The sequence below is a fragment of the Actinocrinis puniceicyclus genome, assembly GCF_018283645.1.
Taxonomy (GTDB): Bacteria; Actinomycetota; Actinomycetes; order Streptomycetales; family Catenulisporaceae; genus Actinocrinis; species Actinocrinis puniceicyclus.
Genome location: NZ_JAGSXH010000098.1, coordinates 1 through 21697 on the forward strand (window position 1 = coordinate 1; position 21697 = coordinate 21697).

At 71.7% G+C, this 21697-nt stretch carries 24 protein-coding genes; 13 read left to right on the forward strand and 11 right to left on the reverse strand.

What is annotated here, in order from left to right:
- Positions 1-243: 243 nt before the first annotated feature.
- Together KGA66_RS21920 and KGA66_RS21925 are read right to left on the reverse strand one after the other, a co-directional pair.
- Positions 244-753, reverse strand: a complete 510-nt coding sequence (locus tag KGA66_RS21920) for a hypothetical protein (protein WP_211470085.1) — start codon at positions 751-753, stop codon at positions 244-246.
- Between the two features lie 53 nt (positions 754-806).
- On the reverse strand, positions 807-1658 hold the full coding sequence (locus KGA66_RS21925) for an SPFH domain-containing protein (protein ID WP_211470087.1): 852 nt from the start codon (positions 1656-1658) through the stop codon (positions 807-809).
- Between the two features lie 235 nt (positions 1659-1893).
- Between KGA66_RS21925 and KGA66_RS21930 the strand changes: the two genes are divergently transcribed.
- A complete protein-coding gene (locus KGA66_RS21930) occupies positions 1894-2676 on the forward strand; it encodes an SGNH/GDSL hydrolase family protein (protein WP_211470089.1) in 783 nt (260 codons plus the stop codon).
- A 22-nt stretch (positions 2677-2698) separates the two neighbouring features.
- Here KGA66_RS21930 and KGA66_RS21935 read toward each other — a convergent pair whose 3' ends face one another.
- Entirely contained in the window at positions 2699-3817 is a 1119-nt protein-coding gene (locus KGA66_RS21935; RefSeq protein WP_211470127.1) for an MFS transporter, read from the reverse strand.
- A gap of 132 nt (positions 3818-3949) precedes the next feature.
- Between KGA66_RS21935 and KGA66_RS31160 the strand changes: the two genes are divergently transcribed.
- The 7 genes from KGA66_RS31160 (at position 3950) to KGA66_RS21970 (ending at position 10063) form a co-directional block, all read left to right on the forward strand.
- On the forward strand, positions 3950-4729 hold the full coding sequence (locus KGA66_RS31160) for an AraC family transcriptional regulator (protein WP_211470091.1): 780 nt from the start codon (positions 3950-3952) through the stop codon (positions 4727-4729).
- A 192-nt stretch (positions 4730-4921) separates the two neighbouring features.
- Positions 4922-5485 (forward strand): hypothetical protein, encoded by a 564-nt coding sequence (locus KGA66_RS21945; protein ID WP_211470093.1) that lies wholly within the window; start codon positions 4922-4924, stop codon positions 5483-5485.
- A 91-nt stretch (positions 5486-5576) separates the two neighbouring features.
- On the forward strand, positions 5577-5963 hold the full coding sequence (locus tag KGA66_RS21950) for a carboxymuconolactone decarboxylase family protein (protein WP_211470095.1): 387 nt from the start codon (positions 5577-5579) through the stop codon (positions 5961-5963).
- Between the two features lie 161 nt (positions 5964-6124).
- Positions 6125-6619: a hypothetical protein gene (locus tag KGA66_RS21955; RefSeq protein WP_211470097.1), complete on the forward strand. Its 495-nt coding sequence runs from the start codon at positions 6125-6127 to the stop codon at positions 6617-6619.
- A gap of 221 nt (positions 6620-6840) precedes the next feature.
- A complete protein-coding gene (locus KGA66_RS21960) occupies positions 6841-7896 on the forward strand; it encodes a DUF3048 domain-containing protein (protein ID WP_211470099.1) in 1056 nt (351 codons plus the stop codon).
- Between the two features lie 432 nt (positions 7897-8328).
- Positions 8329-8859, forward strand: coding sequence for a hypothetical protein (locus KGA66_RS21965; protein ID WP_211470101.1), 531 nt, complete (start codon positions 8329-8331; stop codon positions 8857-8859).
- A 274-nt stretch (positions 8860-9133) separates the two neighbouring features.
- Entirely contained in the window at positions 9134-10063 is a 930-nt protein-coding gene (locus tag KGA66_RS21970; protein ID WP_246508264.1) for an SDR family NAD(P)-dependent oxidoreductase, read from the forward strand.
- 37 nt (positions 10064-10100) lie between these two features.
- On the opposite strand, the gene KGA66_RS21975 is transcribed toward KGA66_RS21970, so the two are convergent.
- The 7 genes from KGA66_RS21975 to KGA66_RS31165 form a co-directional block, all read right to left on the reverse strand.
- The gene (locus KGA66_RS21975) at positions 10101-10523 is read right to left on the reverse strand and encodes a tetratricopeptide repeat protein (RefSeq protein WP_211470105.1); all 423 of its coding nucleotides are present in this window, start codon (positions 10521-10523) and stop codon (positions 10101-10103) included.
- 45 nt (positions 10524-10568) lie between these two features.
- Positions 10569-11297, reverse strand: coding sequence for an FMN reductase (locus KGA66_RS21980; RefSeq protein ID WP_211470107.1), 729 nt, complete (start codon positions 11295-11297; stop codon positions 10569-10571).
- 2 nt (positions 11298-11299) lie between these two features.
- A complete protein-coding gene (locus tag KGA66_RS21985) occupies positions 11300-12400 on the reverse strand; it encodes an LLM class flavin-dependent oxidoreductase (RefSeq protein ID WP_369015935.1) in 1101 nt (366 codons plus the stop codon).
- A 163-nt stretch (positions 12401-12563) separates the two neighbouring features.
- On the reverse strand, positions 12564-13181 hold the full coding sequence (locus KGA66_RS21990; protein WP_211470111.1) for a hypothetical protein: 618 nt from the start codon (positions 13179-13181) through the stop codon (positions 12564-12566).
- Between the two features lie 122 nt (positions 13182-13303).
- Entirely contained in the window at positions 13304-13540 is a 237-nt protein-coding gene (locus KGA66_RS21995) for a three-helix bundle dimerization domain-containing protein (protein ID WP_211470113.1), read from the reverse strand.
- 242 nt (positions 13541-13782) lie between these two features.
- A complete protein-coding gene (locus KGA66_RS22000) occupies positions 13783-15393 on the reverse strand; it encodes a sensor histidine kinase (protein WP_312887029.1) in 1611 nt (536 codons plus the stop codon).
- Positions 15390-16121 (reverse strand): response regulator transcription factor, encoded by a 732-nt coding sequence (locus tag KGA66_RS31165; RefSeq protein WP_312887030.1) that lies wholly within the window; start codon positions 16119-16121, stop codon positions 15390-15392. Before KGA66_RS31165 ends, KGA66_RS22000 begins: the two co-directional genes overlap by 4 nt.
- Positions 16122-16367: 246 nt before the next feature.
- Between KGA66_RS31165 and KGA66_RS22010 the strand changes: the two genes are divergently transcribed.
- The 5 genes from KGA66_RS22010 to KGA66_RS22030 all read left to right on the forward strand — a co-directional run bounded on the left by KGA66_RS22010 (position 16368) and on the right by KGA66_RS22030 (position 20730).
- The gene (locus tag KGA66_RS22010) at positions 16368-17762 is read left to right on the forward strand and encodes a ferredoxin reductase family protein (protein WP_211470115.1); all 1395 of its coding nucleotides are present in this window, start codon (positions 16368-16370) and stop codon (positions 17760-17762) included.
- A 24-nt stretch (positions 17763-17786) separates the two neighbouring features.
- Positions 17787-18305, forward strand: coding sequence for an FMN-binding protein (locus KGA66_RS22015; RefSeq protein WP_211470117.1), 519 nt, complete (start codon positions 17787-17789; stop codon positions 18303-18305).
- Positions 18306-18431: 126 nt separating this feature from the next.
- Positions 18432-19223 carry a FadR/GntR family transcriptional regulator gene (locus tag KGA66_RS22020; RefSeq protein ID WP_211470119.1) on the forward strand — a complete coding sequence of 264 codons (792 nt, stop codon included), beginning with the start codon at positions 18432-18434 and terminating at the stop codon, positions 19221-19223.
- A complete protein-coding gene (locus KGA66_RS22025; RefSeq protein WP_211470121.1) occupies positions 19220-20053 on the forward strand; it encodes a sterol desaturase family protein in 834 nt (277 codons plus the stop codon). The genes KGA66_RS22020 and KGA66_RS22025 overlap by 4 nt, the downstream gene beginning before the upstream one ends.
- Positions 20050-20730 carry a lysoplasmalogenase family protein gene (locus KGA66_RS22030; RefSeq protein WP_211470123.1) on the forward strand — a complete coding sequence of 227 codons (681 nt, stop codon included), beginning with the start codon at positions 20050-20052 and terminating at the stop codon, positions 20728-20730. Before KGA66_RS22025 ends, KGA66_RS22030 begins: the two co-directional genes overlap by 4 nt.
- Before the next feature lie 286 nt (positions 20731-21016).
- Here the strand turns inward: KGA66_RS22030 and KGA66_RS31810 are convergent, their stop codons facing one another.
- Complete coding sequence (locus KGA66_RS31810; RefSeq protein ID WP_211470125.1) at positions 21017-21637, reverse strand: restriction endonuclease; 621 nt, start codon at positions 21635-21637, stop codon at positions 21017-21019.
- Positions 21638-21697: the final 60 nt, after the last annotated feature.

Here is a 21697-nt window from a genome sequence, read left to right on the forward strand (position 1 = left end):
GGCGCGGCGTCGTGCTCGGCCCGCTGCGCAGGCTTCGGCCTGGCGACACGGAACCCTGATTCGGTCACGATAGAACATCATCGTGCTTGGAGTCGCCTCCCGGAACCGTTTGCAGCCCCGGCGCGGAACTCTTCGACCGATGTTCACGCGATGCGCCCGACGTTCACCACCGCTTCATCAACCGGACCCGCCGTGACGCCGCGCCCCGCCCGGACCGGCGGCCCGGTCGCGGCCGGCACACTATCACAATCCACTGATATAAGTAATGCGCTCCTCCAGGGTCGCGGTGAGCGCGGCGAGCGCGTCGAGGATTTCTCCGGCCGGCAGTTCGCCGAGCCGTTCCGGCGCCGCGTCGCCGACCACGGCCGCCGCGTACTGCGCCTGACCGACCAGGCTGCGGTCCAGTTCGAGCAGCCGGGCCGCGCCGAGCGTGCGCAGCTTCTTCCAGGTCTTCTTCGGGTCGGGCGGGAACGGGGCGTTGCGCACCCGGTCCGCGGCCGCGGCGTACCGCTCGGCGAGGCGCCGCGCGGCCGCCGCCGGCTCGAGCAGTTCCGGCGCTGGGAACGGCTGCTCCCGGGTCGGCGGCGGCACCTGCGTGCGCCGGTATTCGGCCGCGGCCGTGGAAAGGGACTGCGCGGCGCGGGCGAGCAGCTCGGCCGCGCGCGAACGCACCGCGAGGTCGTCCGCGCGCAGCCGTCCGGCCTCGGTGTAATGGTCGACCCCGACCAAGGGTTCGAACGCCCCGTGCGTCATCGTCGCTGTCCCTCCCGGTCTCGGTCCGTCCCGTCCCGCCCCTGCCGCGGCGTCTACCGCTGCGCGACCGCGCCGTTGCCGAATCCGACCTGGGACAGGTCGCCGAGCACCCCGGCGGGCAGCAGCGCGATCTGCAACGGCTGGCCGACCAGGGCGTTGACGGCGGTGGGCAGGCCGCGGTCGGCCAGCTTGAGCGCCAGGTACGCGCGCAGCGCCTCCTGCTCGGTCATGCCGAACGCGCGCAGCGCCAGCAGTTCCCGCATCCGCTCGTCCCGCGGTGAGATCAGGACCTTGACGTCATTGAGGGTGATGCCGTAGACCGCGAGGAACTCCTGCAGGTGCGCGCGCACCAGCTCGCCGATGTCGATGATCTTCTCGTTGACCTGCTCCAGCGGGGTGAGCTGGACGATCTGGTTGACCGCCTGCTCGACCACCGGCGCGGCGTAGGCGTTGACCGCGTCCGAGGTCAGCACGTGGCCGTCGTGCGGCATGTGCTGCACGAGCTTGACCGCGTCCTGCTCGGTCTCCACGTGGACGTAGTAGTCGACCTCGTAGTTGAGCTCGGCCATCTCGCGCGAGAGGGCCGTGCCGCGGGCGCGCACCACGCTCTTGGCCCGGTTGACGTAGATGGCCTCGTACTGCCACGGGGACTGCCCGCCGTAGAAGGCCTTCTGGATCGAGCCGAAGATCGGCTTGTCCGGGGTCTCCAGCTGGTGCTGTCCGGTGCCGTACACGTTCAGGATCGCGCCGCGCGACTTGAGGACGCAGTAGTGGTTCGACTCGACGGTGATCAGCGAGCCGTTGAGGATGTTCGGGTCCGGATAGTGAAAGAGCAGCACGCCGGGGCCCATCGCCTCGCGGCCGTTCTGGTCGAGCGTGGAAATGACGTTGCGCAGCGTGGGCATGAGCGTGCTCCCCCTGGTTCATGAACCGGAATGCGGACCGGAATGTAACGGCTTTGAGTGACAGGGCCCAGATCAACCGGGCTGCCGCGGGCCGACTGCCATCGGTCATGGAAACTAGCGCACCGCGCCGCTCGGCGCACCGGATTCGCACAGTTGCTGCCCTATCGCGCAGCCGCGCCAGAGAAGACCTGCGCGCCGGTGATAGCTTCAGCCGGACGAGAGAGGGGGCTGGCGCGTGCGATACGTCGCGATCGGCGACAGTTTCACCGAGGGAGTCGGCGACGCGCTGCCGGACGGCGGCGTGCGCGGCTGGGCGGACCGGCTCGCGGCCGGGCTCAGCGCGCGGCTCGCCGAGCGCGGCGAGCCGCTCCAGTACGCCAATCTGGCCGTTCGCGGACGGCTGCTGCATCCGATCGTCACCGATCAGCTTGAGGCCGCGCTGGCGCTGGACCCGGCGCCGGACCTGCTCACACTCAACGGCGGCGGCAACGACATGCTGCGGCCCGGCGTCCGGCTCGACCGGCTGCTGCGGCTGACTGAGCACGCGATCCACCGGTGCGCCGAATCCGGCGTGCGCCTGGTGCTGCTCAGCGGCGCGGACCCGACCGCGCACCTGCCGCTCGGCGGGCTGGTGCAGCGGCGCGCGACGTACCTGACCGCCGGGCTGACCGACCTGAGCACCCGGCACGCGGTCACCCTGGTGAACGTGTTCGGTGACCGGGAACTGCGCGCCCGGGGGTACTGGGCGGCAGACCGGCTGCATCTCAACAGCCGCGGGCACGAGCGCGTCGCCGGGCTGGTCCTGCACTCCCTCGGCTTCGCGCAGGCGCCCGCGACGGACCCGCCGGGCGACCTCGGCCCCGGCGGCGGCCTAGGTGCCGATGCCCGCTACTACCGCGAACACGTCCTGCCCTGGATCCACCGCCGGCTGCGCGGCCGCTCCTCGGGAGACGAGCGCGCGGCCAAGCATCCCGCGTGGAACCTGGTCGCGCCCACCGAGCCGACGGGCGCCCGCTGACAGGGCGCGGCCCCGGGCCCCGTCACAACGGCTTGGGCGGCTCCGGCAGCAGCGTTCCCAGGGCGAGCGCGGGAATCGGAATCAGGCACAGGACGGCCAGCACGCCCTGCGGGCCGTGCGCCTGGGCGACGAGCCCGAGCAGCGGGGCGAGCAGGCCGCCGACGCTGACCGCGAGGCCGAGGGTGACCCCGGCCGCGGTTCCGGGCCGGGTCGGCAGATAGTCCTGGCCCAGCTTGACCAGCACCGAGAACGGCAGGTTCAGCGCGGCCCCGGCCAGCGCGGCGAAGACCAGCGGCGTGAGCGTTCCGGGGGTGAAACGCAGCGCCGCGAGCGTCGGGATCGCCAGCGCACCACCGAGTTGCACGGTGCGCACCAGGCCGAACCGGTCCGCGATCCGGCCTCCCAGCAGCGTTCCCGCGACGCCGCCGACCAGGAAGCAGGCCAGCGCGACGCCGGCCAGCCCGCGCGGCGCCTTCAGCTGCCTGATCCAGTAGAGTTCAATGAATGTATTGATACCGAAGAACACGGTCGAGCGCAGCACTTCGATACCGGTGAGCACCAGGAAGGGCCGCCAGCGGTCGGCGCCGGCCCGGTGCGCGACGGCCGCGGGCCGCGCCTTCCGGCGACGGTGGCCGCGCAGCAGGACGAACGCGATGAGGATCGCGGGCGGGATGAACAGGACGGTCGCCGCGACCCCCATCGCGATCAGGGCCGGTGTCGCCAGGACGGGGGCGAGGAAGAATCCGACGCTGCCGCCGGCCGCGAAGATGCTCATCGCCGCCGCGCTGTCCCCGGCCGACTCGCGCGCGGCCCGCCCGGCCGCCGGATGGAACGCGGCGACACCGAGGCCGGACAGGAGAATCAGGGTCCATACCAGCGGGTAGGCGTGCGCGAGCCCGGAAAGGCCGATCGCGATTCCCGCGACGGCGACGCCGAGCGCCGGCAGCCATCCGATCCGCAGCCGGTCCACCGCGACGCCGAGCAGGGGCTGCGGCAGCGAGCTGCCCAGGGTCGCGGCGAGGGTGAGGCCGGACGCGGCCACGTAGTCGTAGTGCCGGTCCAGCACGAAGTAGGGCACGGCAGCCGGTACAAGACCCTGATACAGGTCGTCCACGGCGTGCGCGGTGGCCCACAGCCACATCCGCCGCCACGGCGGCGCGGCCTGGGCCGCACTGGTCGCGGCAGCTGACGGCCGCGTGGTTTCTCCGGTTCGGGACACGGGATCAGCCTCGCGGCCGCGGATCACGGCGCGCTATCTGTATTCTGCCAACTTGTGTCGATCACCCGCCACCCCCTGGACGGGCCGACCCGTGGCGCGCTCGTCCACCGCGAGCAGATCGACTGGCACGACCACGCCCGTCACCAACTGATCTATCCGAGCCGCGGCGTGCTGCAGGTGTCCACGGCGATGGGCGCCTGGGTGGTTCCGCCGCATCGGGCCGTGTGGATCCCGGCCACGGTCGCGCACGCGCACCGAGCGCACGGCCCGACCGAGATGCTCACGCTGGCCTTCGACGCCGCGGGCGAGCTCGATCCGCTTCCGTCCGACCGGCCGACCGTGCTGGCCGTCAGCCCGCTGCTGCGCGAGGTGATCATCGCCCTGACCGGGCAGGTCGCTCGCGCCGCCGGGCCGCGGCGCAACCTGGAGCGCGTCGCCGTGGATCAGCTGCGGCAGGTCGAGGCGCTCGCGCTGAGCGTGCCGGCGTTGGCCGACGACCGGCTGCGCGCGATCAGCGCCCTGCTCGCGGACGACCCGGCGGATCCGCGCAGCCTCGCCGAGTTGGGCACGGTGGTCGGCGCCTCGCCGCGCACTCTCAGTAGGCTGTTTCGCGCTCAGGCGGGCATGTCCTTCGCGCAGTGGCGGGCGCAGACCCGGTTGCATCACTCCCTCCGGTTGCTGGCCTCTGGCGCGTCCGTCACCGCGACGGCGACGGCGTGCGGCTACGGCAGCGCGAGCGCGTTCATCCAGGCGTTCCGGCAGGCGTTCGGTCTGACGCCGGCGAAGTACCGCAAGCGGAGCACCGACGATGACGGGCCGCCGGTGGGCCCGTGAACCGGTCCAGGACGCCGCCCTCCACGTTGGCCACGCGCAGGACTGCTGGACGCCGACCGGCCGAGCGCAGGGTGACCGGGCACCGGACGACTCGGGCCCGGACGACCGGGCACAGGCGGCGGGAATACGGCGCCGCACCCACCTGTTCGCACTAATACCCCACGGGGTATTCGGTCAGCGAGGAGGCAAGCCGTGACGCCGCAAGGTCTCAACAGCCGGTTGCCCGATACGCCGTCACGTGAGCCGGAAGCGGTTTCACGCCGCGATGCTTTACGGACCACCTGCGGCCGGGAGTTCACCATCGGCACGCTGCGTTTGGACCGCCTCTCGCATCCGGCCGGACGCGTCTTCCTCAGCACGCGGCTGCGCCCCGAGGACCGCGAGGTGTTCTGGGCGAGTTTCACCGCGGATGAGGCGCGCAGGCTGGCCGACCGGTTGCTCGCTCACGCCGCCGCGGCCGAGGGCGAGACGCACGCGCAGGCCGCCGCGCTGGCAGTGGACCTGACCCGGCGCGCCGAACGCTTTCTCGCCCGGCACGAAACCCGCCGCGACGAACTTCGCGTGGAGGCACGGCACGCGGCCGCCGACGAACCGGCCGGGCGCGCGGCGCTGATCGTCACCGTCACGACGCCGCCGAGCCTGTCCGCGGAGCGCCGCAACGCGCTGCGGGCGTTGCTGCGCCGCGAAATCCAGCGCAACCCGGCCTGCCGCGCGGTCCTGGTCCATGTCGAGGTCGTCAGCGGCGGTCCGTCCTGAACAGGTCCAAAGCCCCAGGTCACCGGCGAGGAACCGGGGCAGACTCGAATCGGCGGCTTCGGGCCGCGATCTGACAACGGAGGTAACCGACATGACTTACGGATCTTCGGTGCGCGAAGAGCTTCGCGACCCCACACGCGAACTGCGCCGCGCCATCCCCACCGTGTACGAGGGGTACAAGCAACTGCACGACGCCGCGCTGGCCGACGGCGCCCTGGACGTCAAGAGCAAGGAACTGATCGCCCTGGCCATCGCGATCACGCGGGAATGCGACGGGTGTATCGCGGCGCACGCCCACGCCGCCGTCCGGCACGGCGTCACTCCGGCGGAAGCGGCCGAGGCCATCGGCGTCGCGATCCTGATGAACGGAGGGCCCGGCACGGTCTACGGCCCGCGCGCCTACGCCGCCGTGCGCGAGTTCCACGCGGACGCAAGTCTCACCCCGGCCGCGGCGGCGCACCACGGGCAGCACGCCTAGGCCCGGCCCAGGCCAGCGCGAACGGCGAAACGACACGGCGGATCCCGGGCCGGGGCTTGCGCTGCGCCGGAAGAACACTGATACTCCAGACCGGCACGAGAACAAAGTGCACGTGGATATGGATACAGCGCAGAACTCTTCCCGGCTGAGGTGATCGTTTCATGATCCGTGTCCGCAACACCGCTTCCCTGGGGCTGGCCGCAGCGTTCGCCGCGGTGCTTGCCGCCGCGTCCCCCGCGGCGGCCGGCAGCATCGGCCCGAATCAGTACTTCGCGGGCGACGTCAACGGCCACGCCTCGAGCCCGGCGCCGATCGGGATGGGCTGCTTCGGCCCGGTGACGCCCGGCGAGAGCGGCCATCCGCTGGCCGGCCAGTACGCCGAGGTGGTCCCGCTGCCCGCCGCGACGACGAAGGCGGACGTGGGCTACACCGGGTCCACCGCGAGCGCGGTCTCGATCTCGCTGATCGTCACGAACGGCACCATCGTGCGGGTGATACCGCTGGGAACCGTGGCCGACTACGGCACCAAGGTGCCCATCCCGACGACCCTGACGCTGCCCTGCTACGGCAGCGCCGAGGCGGTCTTCGCACCCACACCGAGCGGTGTCGGCGCGCGGAACGCGACCCTCACCGTCGACTTCGTCGGCCAGCCCTAGCCTTAACGGCTTGGCAGCGTAGACCCGGAAGCATCCTCGCCGAGCAGACTGAGCGCCAGACCGTGATCGGCCGGCTCCAGCGCGTGTGCGTGTGCGTGTGCTTGTGCGTGTGACCCCTTCCAGCCCTGCGGTAAAGGGCCGGAAGGGGTCACACCCATGGGCCGCTGACATCTCGTCGAATCGCACGATCCCTGAGACAGTGCTATCGGCGGTGAGTAGCCATGCCCAACCAGGCGAACAACGCGTATCCCGACCCCCGCGGTGGCGGCCGCGCTCCCGGCGTGACGCCGCGTCGCACTGCGTCACGCGGCGTCGCGGCGCTCGCAGTTCTCGCGCTGATCGGCGGCGGCGTGTACGTCGGCGTTTCGCGTTGTTCGGGCGGCACCGCGGCACCCACCGCGACGCCGCCGCCGACGACGTCTGCCACGGCCGCCGGGCCCAGCCCGCTGACCGGTGCCGGCACGGCCGGTCGCGTGCTGGCGGTGAAGATCGACAACGTCGGTGTGGCACAGCGGCAGCAAACCGGCCTGAACGGCGCCGATCTGGTCTACGTCATCGAGGTCGAAGGAGGGCTGAGCCGATATCTCGTCGTGTACGACAGCGCGCACGCTCCGGCCCGGGTCGGACCGGTCCGCAGCGCCCGGCAGAGCGACATCCCGCTGCTGGCCGCCTTCGGCCGTGTCGGGCTGGCATATACCGGGGCCATCTCGGGGCTGCTGCCGGACCTGGCCTCGGCCGACCTGCAGAACATCACCCCCGGCAACGCGGCGAGACTGTTCAGCAACGGGGGAAGCTCCCCGACGTACATAAGCCCCGCGCAGGTCTTCGCCGCCTACCCGAATCTGGCCGAGGCCAAAGACGTCGGCTTGCGCTTCGGCGCCACGCCTGCCGGCGGGCAGGCGGCCGCGTCCGTGACCGCGTCGATGCCCAGCGCCTCCTTCACCTTCACCGCCGCCGCAACCCGGTGGCTGGTGTCGGTCGACGGCCACTCCGCGACGACCACGGATCAGGGCCGCACCAGCACCGACAACGTGATCGTCCAGCACGTGCGCGTGGTGCCGGGCAAGTACACGGATTTCAACGCCGGGCATCCCGACAACGAGGTCTTCTCGCAGACCACGGGTGAGGGACCGGCCGAGTTCTACCGCGACGGCGAGGTCTGGCACGGGCACTGGTCCAAGGCGGGCGACACCGCCCCCACCGACTACACGGTGAACGGCGCGCCGATGCCGCTGCGGCCCGGCCGCACCTGGATCGTTCTGGTCGGTGGCGGCTGAGCACCGCGATCACCACGCGATCAAGCGATCGAACCGCGGCGAGATCGAACGGTGGCACGCTTGGACAGTGGCACGCTTGGACAGTGGCACGCTTGGACAGTGGCACGCTTGGACAGTGGCACGCTTGGACAGTGGCACGCTTGGACAGTGGCACGAATGAACGGCGGCACGATTGAACGGCGGCAGCGGTCCGGACGTGTGAGGGACATGGCACCTACGCCCTCGACCCCCGCCTTCGCTCGATCCGCGCGCCGATCGGCCGCGCCGTCCCTCGTCGCGGCCGCCTGCGCGTTGACGCTGCTGGCCTCCGGATGCGCATCGTCGTCCGGGCCCGCCGCGCAGCCGGCCGCATCGGCGGCCGGGGGCGCGAGCACGAATGCGAGCACGAATACAGAAAGTACGTATTCGCATACGAATACAGGCGCAGGCGGCGTGGTCTGCGCGCACGACACGGTCGTCGCCACGTATCAAACCGCTTACGACGGTGTGCAACCACTGTGCCGCGGCTTCGCGGGCGACGGCGACCACGCGGGCGAGGGCCTGAGCGGGGCCGCGACCACCGCTGCGGTCGGCACGGTCGTGCAGTGGATGCTGTCGCATGCCCGCGCCATCTACAGCTTCCAGCCGACCGCGGCCTGGCTGGCCGCGAATCCGCACCCCCGGGACGTCAACGGCTTCTTCCATCGCCAGACCGGCCCAGCGGCCGGCGACACCGCGATGCGCGCCTACAAGGACTTCCTGACACCCGCCCCCGGGCGTCCGGGCAACGAGCGGGACTACGCCCTCGTATCCGTCATCGTCTCCCCCGGCGCCCGAGCCGAACCGACCCGGGGCGCGGTCGGCGGCGGGGTGTGGTTCGTCGGCTGCCTCGTCTACCACTCCGACAACCACGAGTACCTTGAGCCGTGCCCGTCGTGGGTGTGGACCACGCCCGTCGTGCCCGCGGTCAAGCGACGTCTCTGAACGCGAGCCGGCGCCGGTGGGCCGGATTTCCGCCATGCCGCGGGATGACGCGCCACGGCGTGCGCACGGGCTCGTTGCCGCGGACCGCATTGTGAGCCGAACGGGTGAAGTCTTCGCCCCGTCGGCGGCGCTCGCCCGCCGCCGGGTACACAGGGCTTGTCTAGCCTGGAGTCCAGCCAACAGCGCGACCAATCCCGGCGCCGCTTTCCCGCGCCCCGTTCCGCGGAGTCCTTTCGTGCATCTTCCCTCCCCGACCCGGCTCGCCGACACGATCATGGATCGAACACTGCTCGGCTACAGCTCCCTCGGCTACGCGGCGCGCCGCGGCTTCTGGCCGCCCGACCCGCCACCCGGCGCGCTGACCGGGAAGACCGCGATCGTCACCGGCGCCAAGGGCGGCCTCGGCAAGGCCGCGGCGCTGGGTCTGGCCCGGCTCGGCGCCCGCGTGCGCATCGTGGTCAGGGACGCGGCCGGCGGCCGCACCGCGGCGGACGAGATCGCACGCGCCGTCGCCGGGGCGCAGATCGTGGTCGACGAGTGCGATGTCAGCCTGCTGTCCGACGTGCGGCGGTACGCCACCGGGATCGACGAGCCGATCCACGTCCTGGTCCACAACGCCGGAGTCATGCCGCCCGAGCGACGCGAGACGGCCGAAGGCAATGAACTGATGCTGGCCACCCACGTCCTGGGCCCCCACCTCATGACCGCGCTGCTCGAACCCCGACTCGCCGCCGCCGCGCCCTCACGGGTGATCTGGGTCAGCTCCGGCGGCATGTACGGCCAGCGTCTGCGCGTCGACGACCCGCAGTACCGCGACAGCGCCTACCAGCCCGCCACCGGATACGCGCGCACCAAACGCATGCAGGTCGTTCTCGCCGGGCTGTGGGCACAGCGGCTGCACGAGACCTCAATCGCCGTGTACAGCATGCATCCCGGCTGGTCGGACACCCCGGGCGTGGCCGCTTCCCTGCCTCGTTTCAGGGCCCTGGCCAGACCCGTGCTGCGCACCCCGGAGCAGGGCGCGGACACCATCGTCTGGCTGGCCGCCAGCACACCGGCGCCCGCCGGCGGCGGATTCTGGCACGACCGCGCCGCGCGGCCGCAGTACTACCTCCCCAGCACCCGCGAAACCGCGGAAGATCGCGCGGCGTTCTGGGACGCCTGCCAGCGCGCCACGGCCGGACCCGGTGACGCAGCCCCCTGACGTATCCGCCTGCGGCTGGCTCAGCGCACGTCCCTGCTCACTCGGCCTCGCCGGCGAGCGCACCGGCCATGCGCAGCCACGGGGCCGCGTCGGCGCCGCGGCCCTGGCGTTCGAGGGTGCGTCCGAGCATCAGGTGAGCGTAGGGCTCGACCGGGTCGCGCTCGATGACGGCGCGCAGGTGCTCCTCAGCCCGACGCAGCTGGGCGGAGTGGTAGCAGGCACGGGCCAGCAGCAGCCGGGCGCCGGTGTGATCCGGGAATTCGCGCACGAGCGTGTCCAGTTCGGCCGCCGCGTCGGAGTACCGCTTCTCGGCGAACATCAATCCCGCGCGCTCCCACCGCTCGACCGGCCCTTCCTCACCCGATGCGGGGCCTGATGTGTCGAAGAGGTGCAGGGATCCGGCCCACCGGTCCGCGGTGGGCTCGCCGTCGGGGAGAACACTGTTGAACCGGTCGGTCATGGCGACACCTTCCTCGGGATATTGCAAGACTCAGATATGCGATGGTCAGTCCATCTTGAGGGCGGCCAGCTGTTGCTCGAAGGGGACGAAGGCCGGCTCGCCCGAATCCGAGCGCGAGCCCGGCTCCGAAGCCGAACTCGAATCCGAACTCGAATCCGAATCCGAGCCCAGAGTCGTCCCCGAAGCCCCCTGCCGCGCCGGGCGCACGCCCATCAGCTCCGCCAGTTCACCCGCGGCGCGCGCGATCCGGTCGTGCAGGGAACGGGCGAACGGGTCGGCCCCGCCACCCCAGTCCTCGGACGCCGCGTAGACGGCGGTGGGCACGGCGATCGCGTGCAGGTACGCGAACAGCGGCCGCAGCGCGTGTTCCAGAACCAGCGAATGCCGCGCGGTTCCGCCCGTCGCGGCGACCAGCACGGGCAGGCCCGCGAGCGCTTCGGGCTCGATGACGTCGAAGAAGGACTTGAACAGGCCGCTGTACGAGGCCGAGAACACCGGCGTGACGGCGATCAGGCCGTCCGCCGCGGTCACCTCCCGCACCGCCGCGGCCAGGCGCGGCGACGGGAAGCCGGTCACCAGGTTGTTGGCGACCTCGACGGCCAAGTCACGCAGTTCGACGACACCCACCCGCACCTCGCGCCCGCCCTCCGCCAGGTCGCGGCGCACCGCCTCGGCGAGGCGGTCGGCCAGCAGCCTGGAGGAGGAGGGTACGGTCAGACCGGCCGTCACGACGGTCAGCCGCAGCGGACGGGAATCCTCCGGCGCGGTAGCCATCGTCACTTCACCGGTTCCTCTCGCGTGTCGGTCCGCGCGGTGCGCGCGAGCAGCGCCGCGTGGGTGGGTGCGTCGGGCACGTTCGCCGGACGGCCCTTGTCGAACTCCGCACGCAACTCGCGCACGACCTCGCCGAGCAGGTCGAGCTGTTCGAGCACGGTCTTGAGCGGCAGCCCGGCGTGGTCGACCAGGAACAGCTGGCGCTGGTAATCGCCGAAGACCTCGCGGAAGCCGAGCGTCTTCTCGATCACCTGCTGCGGGCTGCCCACGGTCAGCGGGGTCTGCGCCGTGAAGTCCTCCAGCGACGGACCGTGCCCGTAGACCGGGGCGTTGTCGAAGTACGGGCGGAATTCGCGCACCGCGTCCTGCGAGTTGCGGCGTATGAACACCTGTCCGCCGAGGCCGACGATCGCCTGCTCGGGCGCGCCGTGGCCGTAGTGGGCGTAACGCCGCCGGTAAAGGTCGATCAGCTTCCGGAAGTGCTCCTTGGGCCAGAAGATGTTGTTGGCGAAGAAGCCGTCGCCGTAGTAGGCCGCCTGCTCGGCGATCTCCGGGCTGCGGATCGAGCCGTGCCAGACGAACGGCGGCACGCCGTCGAGCGGGCGCGGAGTCGAGGTGAAGCCCTCCAGCGGGGTGCGGAAGCGGCCGGCCCAGTCGACCGCGTCCTCACGCCACAGCTTGTGCAGCAGCGCGTAGTTCTCCACGGCCAGCGGGATGCCCTGGCGGATGTCCTGGCCGAACCACGGGTAGACCGGGCCGGTGTTGCCGCGTCCGAGCATCAGGTCGACCCGGCCGTCGGCCAGATGCTGGAGCATGGCGAAATCCTCGGCGATCTTGACCGGGTCGTTCGTGGTGATCAGCGTGGTCGAGGTGGACAGGATCAGCCGCTCGGTGCGCGCCGCGATCCAGCCGAGCATCGTCGTCGGGGACGAGGGCACGAACGGCGGATTGTGGTGCTCGCCGGTCGCGAACACGTCCAGTCCGACCTCCTCGGCCTTCAGCGCGATCGCGGTCATCGACCTGATCCGCTCGGCCTCGCTCGGAGTGCGGCCGGTGGTCGGGTCGGTGGTCACATCCCCGACGGTGAAGATCCCGAACTGCATCGAGCCCATCGCACCCAGCCTCCACTTATTGAAGCTTCAACGACCTGGGTAGCAATGTAGTGCACTCGGGTATTCCCGAAACCGGGGCGCTCAGGCGTGACCACCGCGTGCGGAACGCCTTTTGTCCATCGGCGGCCCTTCGAGGACTCCTTGCGCCCGCCTCCTAACCGGCCAGATCGCGCACGACCGGTTCCAGCAGCGCCGCGACACCGTCCTCGTATGCGGCCAGCGACCTGCTGATCAGCACGTGATCGCGCCGCGCCCGCCGCCCCCAGAGGCCCGTGACCGGCAGGATGCTGATCAGCAGGTCGAAGGGCGCGGCCGCGCGGCCCAGTTCCTGCTCGACCTCGTTGACGATCAGCCCGACCCGCGGAGTCGCCGCGGGGCGCACACCCTGGCGCAGCGCCTGAAGATCCTCGCGCTTGCGTGCGTTGAACCAGGCGTCGGCGGCGGGCAGTCCGGTCCCGATCAGCGCTCGAAGATCCACGGGCAGTTCCGGGAACGGGTCCGGGACCAGCGGCGGCACACCGCTGAACTCCGGATTGCGCGCAAGCAGCCCGTGCCACCACGGCACCCACGCCTCGGCGGCGGCCTGCGTCGCGCGCTGCACGAGCGCGCCGTCGAGGTCGACCGATGGTTCAAGCGGCGGTGGCGCGTGCTCGGTACGGACCTGGAGGCCGGCCGCGTCGCGCAGATGAAGCGCGACGACGAGCGCCCTCGGCATGTCCACGGTCGCCCGCCAACTCGGGCCGCGACCCGTCAGCCCTCCGACCAGGTTCATCCCTCGATCGTAGAACACTGCTTCGTTCGGCGCCCCCCCCTGCCGCCTCCACCGGGCCGTTGCGACGCACTGCCCCGCCCTGATGCGCCCTAATGCACTGCCGCCCCTGCCCTACTGCTGCCCTACTGCGCCACACTCGCTTCCGATGCGTCGACCCACGACCGCACCTCGTCACGGACCTCATGCTCCACCAGCAACGGAATGTAGGTGCGCACCCGACTGCCCTCGAAACGCCGGTAGTGCGCATCGACGGCCGTCCTCACCCGCTCAAGGGATACGCGCGAACCGAACGCGTCTGCGACCCGGGCCGCCACCGCGTGTATCGCGTCGAGTTCGTGCTGCCCTTCATCACGTGTCATCGCGTTCGCCACCTCGCGCCGTCACCGCAGACCCATTCCCTTCAGACTCACTCACCATCAACGACCGCACAAGACCCCCGAAGCACAAACCGACCAACGACCCTGAAAACCAGCCCAACCAGCCCAGCAGAAGGCCCGCAATCGCGATGTAAACATGCCAAAACCATCTATATGCATCAGTTGGCTCCTACCGCACGCCGGGCACTCGCGAGACCGCAGCCGAGTCAGGCGGCAACCGAGAGTCAGGCGGCGGGCAGCACGAGGGTGAAGACGGTGCGGCCGGGCCGACTTTCCAACTCGACCCGGCCGCCGTGCGCCTCGGCGATCGCGCGGGTGATCGCCAGGCCCAGTCCGGTGCTGCCGGAGGTTCGAGAGCGCGTGCGGTCGCCGCGCACGAACCGCTCGAAGACGCGCGCGGCAAGGTCCGGATCGAGACCGGGTCCGTTGTCGGTGACGCTTATACGCACCACACCGGGCCCGCCCGGGGCGCCGGCGCGCCGTGCGTCCTGCGCCACCGCGCCGCGCGCTGCGATCCCGCCCTCCTGCCGCCACAAATGAGTCCCCTTACTCTCCCCCGCGTCGAGCCGCAGCGTCACCTCGGTCCCCTCCGGCGTGTGCGTGCGCGCGTTCGCGATCAGGTTCGCGACCGCCTGCGCCAGACGGTCGCGGTCGCCGGCCACCAGCGTCGGCTCGGCGGGCAGATCAAGGCGCCAGCGATGGCCGGGCGCCGCGGCGCGCGCGTCGTCGACGGCGTCCAGCGCGAGGCGCGTCAGATCCACCTCCTGCCGGGCCAGCGGCCGCCCCGCGTCGAGACGGGCGAGCAACAGCAGGTCCTCGACCAGCACACCCATCCGCAGCGCCTCGGCCTCTATCCGCGCGAGCGACCGGCGCACCCCTTCGGGCACCGCGTCCGGGTGCCGCTGCGCGAGCTCGGCGTGACCGCGGATCGCCGCCACGGGCGTGCGCAGTTCGTGGCTGGCGTCGGCGGCGAACTCGCGCAGCCTGCCCTCGACCGCGTGCCGCTTCGCCAGCGCGTCCTCCACATGGCCCAGCATCCGGTTCAGCGACGCTCCCACCCGCCCGACCTCGGTCGCCGGATCGTCGTGCGGAACCCGCACCGAGAACGCCGCGTCGCCGCTCTCCAGCGAGAGGCGACTGACCCGCTCGGCGGTGCGCGCGACCCGGTCCAGCGGCCGCAGCGCGAGACGCACCCCCACCGCGGCGGCGAGCGCGGCCAGCGCGAGCGCGGCGGCGAACATCGCCATCTCCGCCCCGGCCAGATCCCGCACGGTCTGCTCGACACGGGCCACCGGCAGCCCGGTGACCAGCACGTCGCCGTCCCGACCGGCCTGCGCCCGGACCCGGTAACCGCCCAACCCGGACAGTTGCAGGCTGCGGGCCGAGCCGTTGAGCGGCAGCGCCGCCAGCGCCTTCTGCTCCGCCGCGGCCAGCGTCACCTTGTCATCGACGCTTCCGGTGCCGTCGTCGGCGTCGCCGTCCACGAGCGCGGCCTCGGTCACCGCGCCGGCGACCAGCCGCACGCCCAAGGTACCGGGGGCCTGCGCCCGGGTGTCACCGCGATTCGCGTCACCGCCGCCGGAAGGGTGCTCAAGACTGGCCGCGTAGCGCCCCCCGGCCTCGACGAGCTGTTGGTCGAGGCGGTCCATGAGGTAGTGCCTCAGCACGGTCGTCGTGGTGAAACCGATCGCGGCGCACAGAACCGCAAGGATGGCGACCAAGCCCAGGGTCAGCCGGCTTCGCAGCGTCCGCGGGACCGCGCGGGCCAACCCGCGGGCGAACCGGCGGGCGAACCGGCGGGCGAACCGGCGGGCGAACCGACCGGGCCCGCTCACGCCGCCGCTTTCAGCACGTAACCGGCGCCGCGCACCGTGTGGATCATCGGCGCGCGGCCCGCGTCGAGCTTCTTGCGCAGATAGCTGATGTAGAGCTCGACGACGTGCGCCTGGCCGCCGTAGTCGTAGTGCCAGACCTCCTCCAGGATCTGGGCCTTGCTCAGCACCTGCCGGGGATGGCGCATCAGGTAGCGCAGCAGCGCGAACTCGGTCGGGCTCAGCTCCACCGGGCACCCGCCGCGCGTCACCTCCATCGCCCGCTCGTCCATCACCAGATCGCCCACGACCAGGCAGTCCGGCCGCGGCGGCGCCGACGGCGACTGCGGTTCGGCGCGGCGCAGCATGCCGCGCAGCCGCACCACGACCTCGTCCAGACTGAACGGCTTGGTCACGTAGTCGTCCGCGCCGGCCGCGATGCCGGCGATCCTGTCCTCGACCGCGTCGCGCGCCGTCAGGAACAGCACCCGGGTCTCCGGCCGATCCCGGTGGATGCGCCGCAGCACCTGCGCTCCGTCGAGGTCGGGCAGCATCATGTCGAGCACGACCGCGTGCGGCCGCCAGCTCTCCGCGATCCGCACGGCATCGAGCCCGCTCTGCGCGCCCCGGGCCTGCCACCCCTCGTACAGGACCGCGCCGCAGAGCACCTCGACCAGGTCCGGTTCGTCGTCCACGACGAGGATGCGCCATACATCGCCGGCGGCGGCACCAGGGACGTCAGCGCTTGTCACAAGCCCATTGTCCGGCTCGAACGTGAGAATACGCTGAAAACCGCGCGCGCCGGCGCACCCGGCATGTCGGCCTTTTCCCTCCCGCTGGCCTGCGGGTTCGTCCGGTAGGGCGGCGCCGCGGCGGCGCCGGTTCAGAGGGAACTGAGAAGTGGCGGTGTGACGATGGCTGCGGGGCGGGCGCCGAGCCGGACGAGAGACGGACGGCGCCGCGGCCCCGCCGCCGTCGCAGACAAGGAAGGATCCCCCATGCCCGCCGTCGCCGATCGCGCCCGGGCCCCGCACCGTGCCGCCGGCCGAGGCCGCACCGCCGGCCCGCGAAGCCGGCAGCTGCCGGCGGACGCGGTGGCGCACGCCGCACTCACGCTGATCGTGCTGGGCGGGCTCGCCGTCGTCGCACTGTGGTGGAAAGACACCTTCGACGTCATCGGCGCGGCGGGCTGGCTGACCGGCGCCGGCCGCATCACAGGGCTGCTCGCCGGGTACCTCACCCCGCTCCTGCTGCTGCTGATGGCCCGCGTCCCAGTGCTCGAACAACGCGTCGGCTCCGACCGGCTGGCCCGCTGGCACGCCATCACCGGCCGGTACATGGTCAGCCTCGTCGCCGCGCACATACTCACGATCATCTGGGGCTACGCGTACACCGCGCGCAAGTCGTTCGCCGGCGAGACTGTATACGTCGTCTTCGATTACCCGGAGATGCTGAAGGGCACTGCGGCCGCGCTGCTGATGTTCGGCACCGCGTTCGTTTCCGCGCGTGCGGCGCGCCGCCGGCTCAGCTACGAGACCTGGTACTACCTCCATCTCGCGACGTACCTCGCCGTCGCGCTCGGATTCAGTCACCAGATCGTCAACGGCGCGGACCTCAATGTCGGCGGGGCACGGCTGCTGTGGAGCGCCTACTACGTCGGCGCGTTCGCGGTCCTCGGCTGGTACCGGATCATCGTGCCCTGGCGCAACGACAAGCGGCACCGGTTGCGGGTGGCCGAGGTCCGGGCCGAGGCGCCCGGGGTCGTCTCGGTCGTGCTGACCGGAGAACACCTCGACGACCTGCGGGCCGAGGCGGGGCAGTTCTTCCGGCTCCAGTTCCAGACCAAGGGGCTGCGGTGGGCGGCCAACCCGTACTCGCTGTCGGCCGCTGCGCACCCGAACTTCCTGCGTTTCACGGTCAAGGACCTCGGGCAGCACAGCGCCGCCGTGGCGCGGCTCCAGCCGGGAACCAAGGTCCGCGCAGAGGGCCCGTACGGCGCGTTCACCGCCAAGCGGGTGCGCGGCCGCAAGGTGCTGCTGCTGGCCGGCGGCGTGGGCATCACGCCGATCCGCGCGCTGTTCGAGACGCTGCCCGCCAGGCGCGGCGACCTGACGCTGCTCTACCGTGCCAGCTGGCCCGAGGACGTGATCTTCCGCCAGGAACTCGAGGCCATCGCGTCGGCTCGCGGCGCGCGCCTACGTTTCCTGGTCGGACCGCGCGCCGAGGTCGGCGACCCGCTCACCGCGCGCACCCTGGCCCGGCTGGTGCCCCACCTGAATCGGCACGACGTGTTCATCTGCGGGCCCGAACCGATGGCCGCCGCCGCGGTTGCGGCGCTTCGCAAGTGCGGCGTCAAGCGCTCGCGCATCCACCACGAGTCGTTCGTCTTCTGAGTCTGAATAAGGAGTCTGACCGATATGCGTCGCGCCATCGTCGCCGGCACCGCCACGGTCTCGGGCGTCGTGCTGCTGCTGGGTCTCAAGCCGCACAGCGGCACGGTCGCCGCTCAAGGGGCGGCGCAGTTCAGCATCGGCTCGGCATCCGCCCCGGCCTCCTCCGCGCCCGCCGCGGCCTCGTCGGCCCCCGCCACGGCGGGCGGGCAACCGTCCGCGGGCGCCGCATCGCCCTCGGCCGCGCCCAAGGCGCCGGCGAGCTCGGGCACGAAGGTGATCACCGGTGTCGCGGCCGACACCCGGTACGGACCGGTGCAGCTCCAGGTGACGTTCTCGGGCAAGAAGATCACCAGCATCAGAGTGCTGCAGTACCCCACCGAGAGCTACCGGGACCAGCAGATCAACAGCTACGCGCTGCCGCTGCTCAACCAGGAGGCCATGTCGGCGCAGAGCGCGAACATCGACGTGGTCTCCGGAGCGACGTACACGAGCGACGGCTACGCGCAGTCGCTGCAGAGCGCGATCGACAAGTCAGGCGTCTGACAGGACCTCGACGGCACGCCGCGGCGGCCGGTGACGCGTGCGGCGTCACCGGCCGTCCGCATACCACGCCGGCGCTTCTGGTCCAACCAGTTGACCAGCCGACCGTTGCGCGGCATGCTCTGCGCCATGACGAAGCCCTCCGCGGTCGGCAGGCCGCCGGCCGAGCCGCCGGCCGAGGCGCCGATCCGCCGCGAGTCGCTTTCCGACCAGGTGTTCGCCCGCCTGCGCGACCGGCTGCTGAGCGGCCAGATCGCCCCGGGAACGCAGCTTCCCGGCGAGCGGGACCTCGCGGCGCAGTTCGGCGTCAACCGGCACGCGATCCGCGAGGCGCTCAAACGGCTGGACCAGGCCCGGCTGATCGAGACCGCGCACGGCGGCCGCACCACGGCGCTCGACTGGCGGCGCACGGCGGGACTGGACCTCGTGGTGAGCCTTCCGGGCGCGGGACAAGTCCTGGCCTTGGAAGGGGCGCAACGCGACATGCTGGAGATGCGCGCCTGCATCGGCGCGGACGCGGCGCGGCTTTGCGCGCTGCGCGCGGCTCCCCAGGTCCTTGAGGCCGTCGTCGCGGCGGCGGAGAACTACGCCGCACACGGGCCGGATCTCGACGAACTGGACGCCGCCGACATCGCCTGGTGGCGGCTGGTCATCGAGGGCTGCGGCAACCTCGCCTACCTGCTGGCCTTCAACAGTCTCGTCGGCGGGGCGCTGGCCTTCGGCGACACGCCGAGGCAGCAGCGCACCGGGGAACTGCTCGACGTGCCGGGACGCATCCGCCTGGCCAGGCTGATCGCCGAACGCGACACCCGCGGCGCCGAGCTCCTGGCCCGGGAACTGCTCTCCCGGAGCATCCCGGCCCTGCCGGGCACGGCCGACGACGAGGCGACCGCCGCCGACGAGCGGAGGGCGCGGCGGTGATACCGGTCATCGTGCTGGCGATTCCGCTCTTCCTCCTGCTGGTCGCCCTGGAGGCGCTCTCCTATCGCTTCCTGCCCGACGACGAGGAGCGCGGCTTCGAGGCCCGCGACACCGCCACCAGCCTGTCGATGGGCGCCGGCAGCCAGGTGGTGGGCCTGCCCTGGAAAGCCGTCACGGTCGTGGTGTATGCGGCGGCTTATACGGTCACGCCGCTGCGGATGCCCGCCTCCTCCGGGTGGACCTGGCTGCTGCTGTTCCTCGCCGACGACCTGGCCTACTACGTCTTCCACCGGGCCCACCACCGGATCAGGGTGCTGTGGGCCAGCCACGTGGTCCATCATTCGAGCCTGCGCTACAACCTGTCGACCGCGCTGCGCCAGTCCTGGACCCCGATGGCCTCGCTGCCGTTCTGGCTGCCGCTCGCGCTGGTCGGCATACCGGTGTGGATGATCCTGCTCCAGCAGTCCGTCAGCCTGCTCTACCAGTTCTTCCTGCACACCGAGCGCGTGGACACGTTGTGGCGGCCGATCGAGTGGGTGCTGAACACGCCCTCGCACCACCGGGTGCACCACGGTTCGAACCGGGCCTACCTCGACCGCAACTACGGCGGCATCCTCATCGTCTGGGACCGGCTCCTGCGCACCTTCGAGCCCGAAGGCGAGCGGGTGACCTACGGCCTGACCAAGAACATCGGCACGTACAACCCGTTGCGCGTGGCCTTCCACGAGTTCGCCGCCATCGGGCGGGATGTGCGCCGGGCCTGCGGTCTGCGTGACCGGCTCGGTTACGTGTTCGGTCCGCCCGGATGGTCCCCGGACGGCTCGCGGTGAACCGCCTGCCGGCCGCCCGGCGTGCGTTGCCGTTGCTCTACGCGGGCGTCGCCGCCGCGGATCTGCTCGCGATCGCCGCACGGGTGCCCGCGCTCGGCTGGGTGTCCAAGCCGCTGCTCGCGCCGCTGCTCGCGCTCGCGCTGGTCCGCGCGGGCACGCCGGTCCGCTCGTCCATGGTCGCCGGGCTGGCGTGCGCGGCGATCGGAGACAGTGTGCTGATGATCCCGGGGACCGCGGCGTTCATCGCCGGGATGGCCGCGTTCCTGGCCATGCACGCGTGCTACATCAGGGCTTTTCTGCGCTCTGGCTCCGGCGGCGCGGGGCGCGGCGTCGCCGCGGCGTACTCGGCCGTGTGGCTCGTCGCGAACGCTCTGCTGCTCACGCGCACCGGCGCCCTGGCCCCGGCGATCGCGCTCTACAGCGCCGCGCTGCTGGCGATGGCCGCGACGGCGCGCCGCCTGGGCCGGCTCGGGATGCTGGGCGGGACACTGTTCGTCGTCTCCGACGGACTGATCGGTGCCGCGACGGCGGGTCTGAACTTCCCGGGCAGGTCGCTGCTGACGATGGCGACGTACATCGCGGCGCAGGCGCTGCTCGCGCGCGGGTACGCGCAAGCCAGGACGGCGGAAGCCGAACGGCGCGTCGAAGCCCTGACGAGCCTGCCCCGGCCTGCGTGACTTTCAGCCGCGCGAACGGCGCGCGGCCGGCACCGCGCGCACGACGAATCAGGAGCCTCATTGCCTCTGCGCCGCTCAGCGGCGGGAGGCGAAACGCTTTACGCATTCTGCGATACGTCTCGCGTCTACGATCTCGTATACGAAATACGCCACTCCAGATCCGGCCGATTGACGGTCTGCCGCCGTACCGACCTACGCCGCGGCGGCCGCGGGGACGGTGCACGGTGGCGATCGGAACCGTTCGCCCCGGCAGGTCCCAGCGCCCATTGGGCTGAAGGCGGCTGCGTCAACTCCACGGGCTGGGACCGGTGCCCGCGGCCCAAGCGGCCAGGGCGGCTTGGTCGAAGAGCCGGATGCCCATCCTCGTCGCGTACGACCGCGCCGGCGCCGTGAACGACGACGTGGTCACCACGGCGGCGACACCCGCGCCGTGCATGGTGAAGCAGGTCCCGCCGAACCGCTGCAGGTCCGGGGAGCCGACGGTGTTCGTCGCCGCGTACCGTTTCGCCTGGATGACCAGCTTCTGGCCGACCGGTGTGCGCGCCGTCACGTCCGCGCCGAGGTCGCCGGCGCGGCCGACCACCTCGACGTCTGTACAGCCGTCCCGCACGCACAGGTACGCCAGAGCATGCTCGAACTCGCGCGAACTCATCGCCAGGTAGGTCTCGATCTGCCGGGCCTCCAGCGCGCGGCGCTGCTCTCGCGCCAACTGCCGCGCACGCTGCGACTTGAAGTTCGCGCGAGCGGCGTAGATCAGCATCCCGCCGACGAGAAGTGAGAGGATCGATCCCCCGACGCGTCCCGCCGACGCCTCACCCGCGAACACGACCAGCACCGCCGCGACGGTGAGGGCGAGCAGGCAGCCGGCCCGCGTCACGGGCTCAAGGCTGAGCCAGAGTTCGATCACACCGGGCTCCGAGCGCCCCCTTCCACGCCCACGCCCACGCCCACGCCCACGCCCACGCCC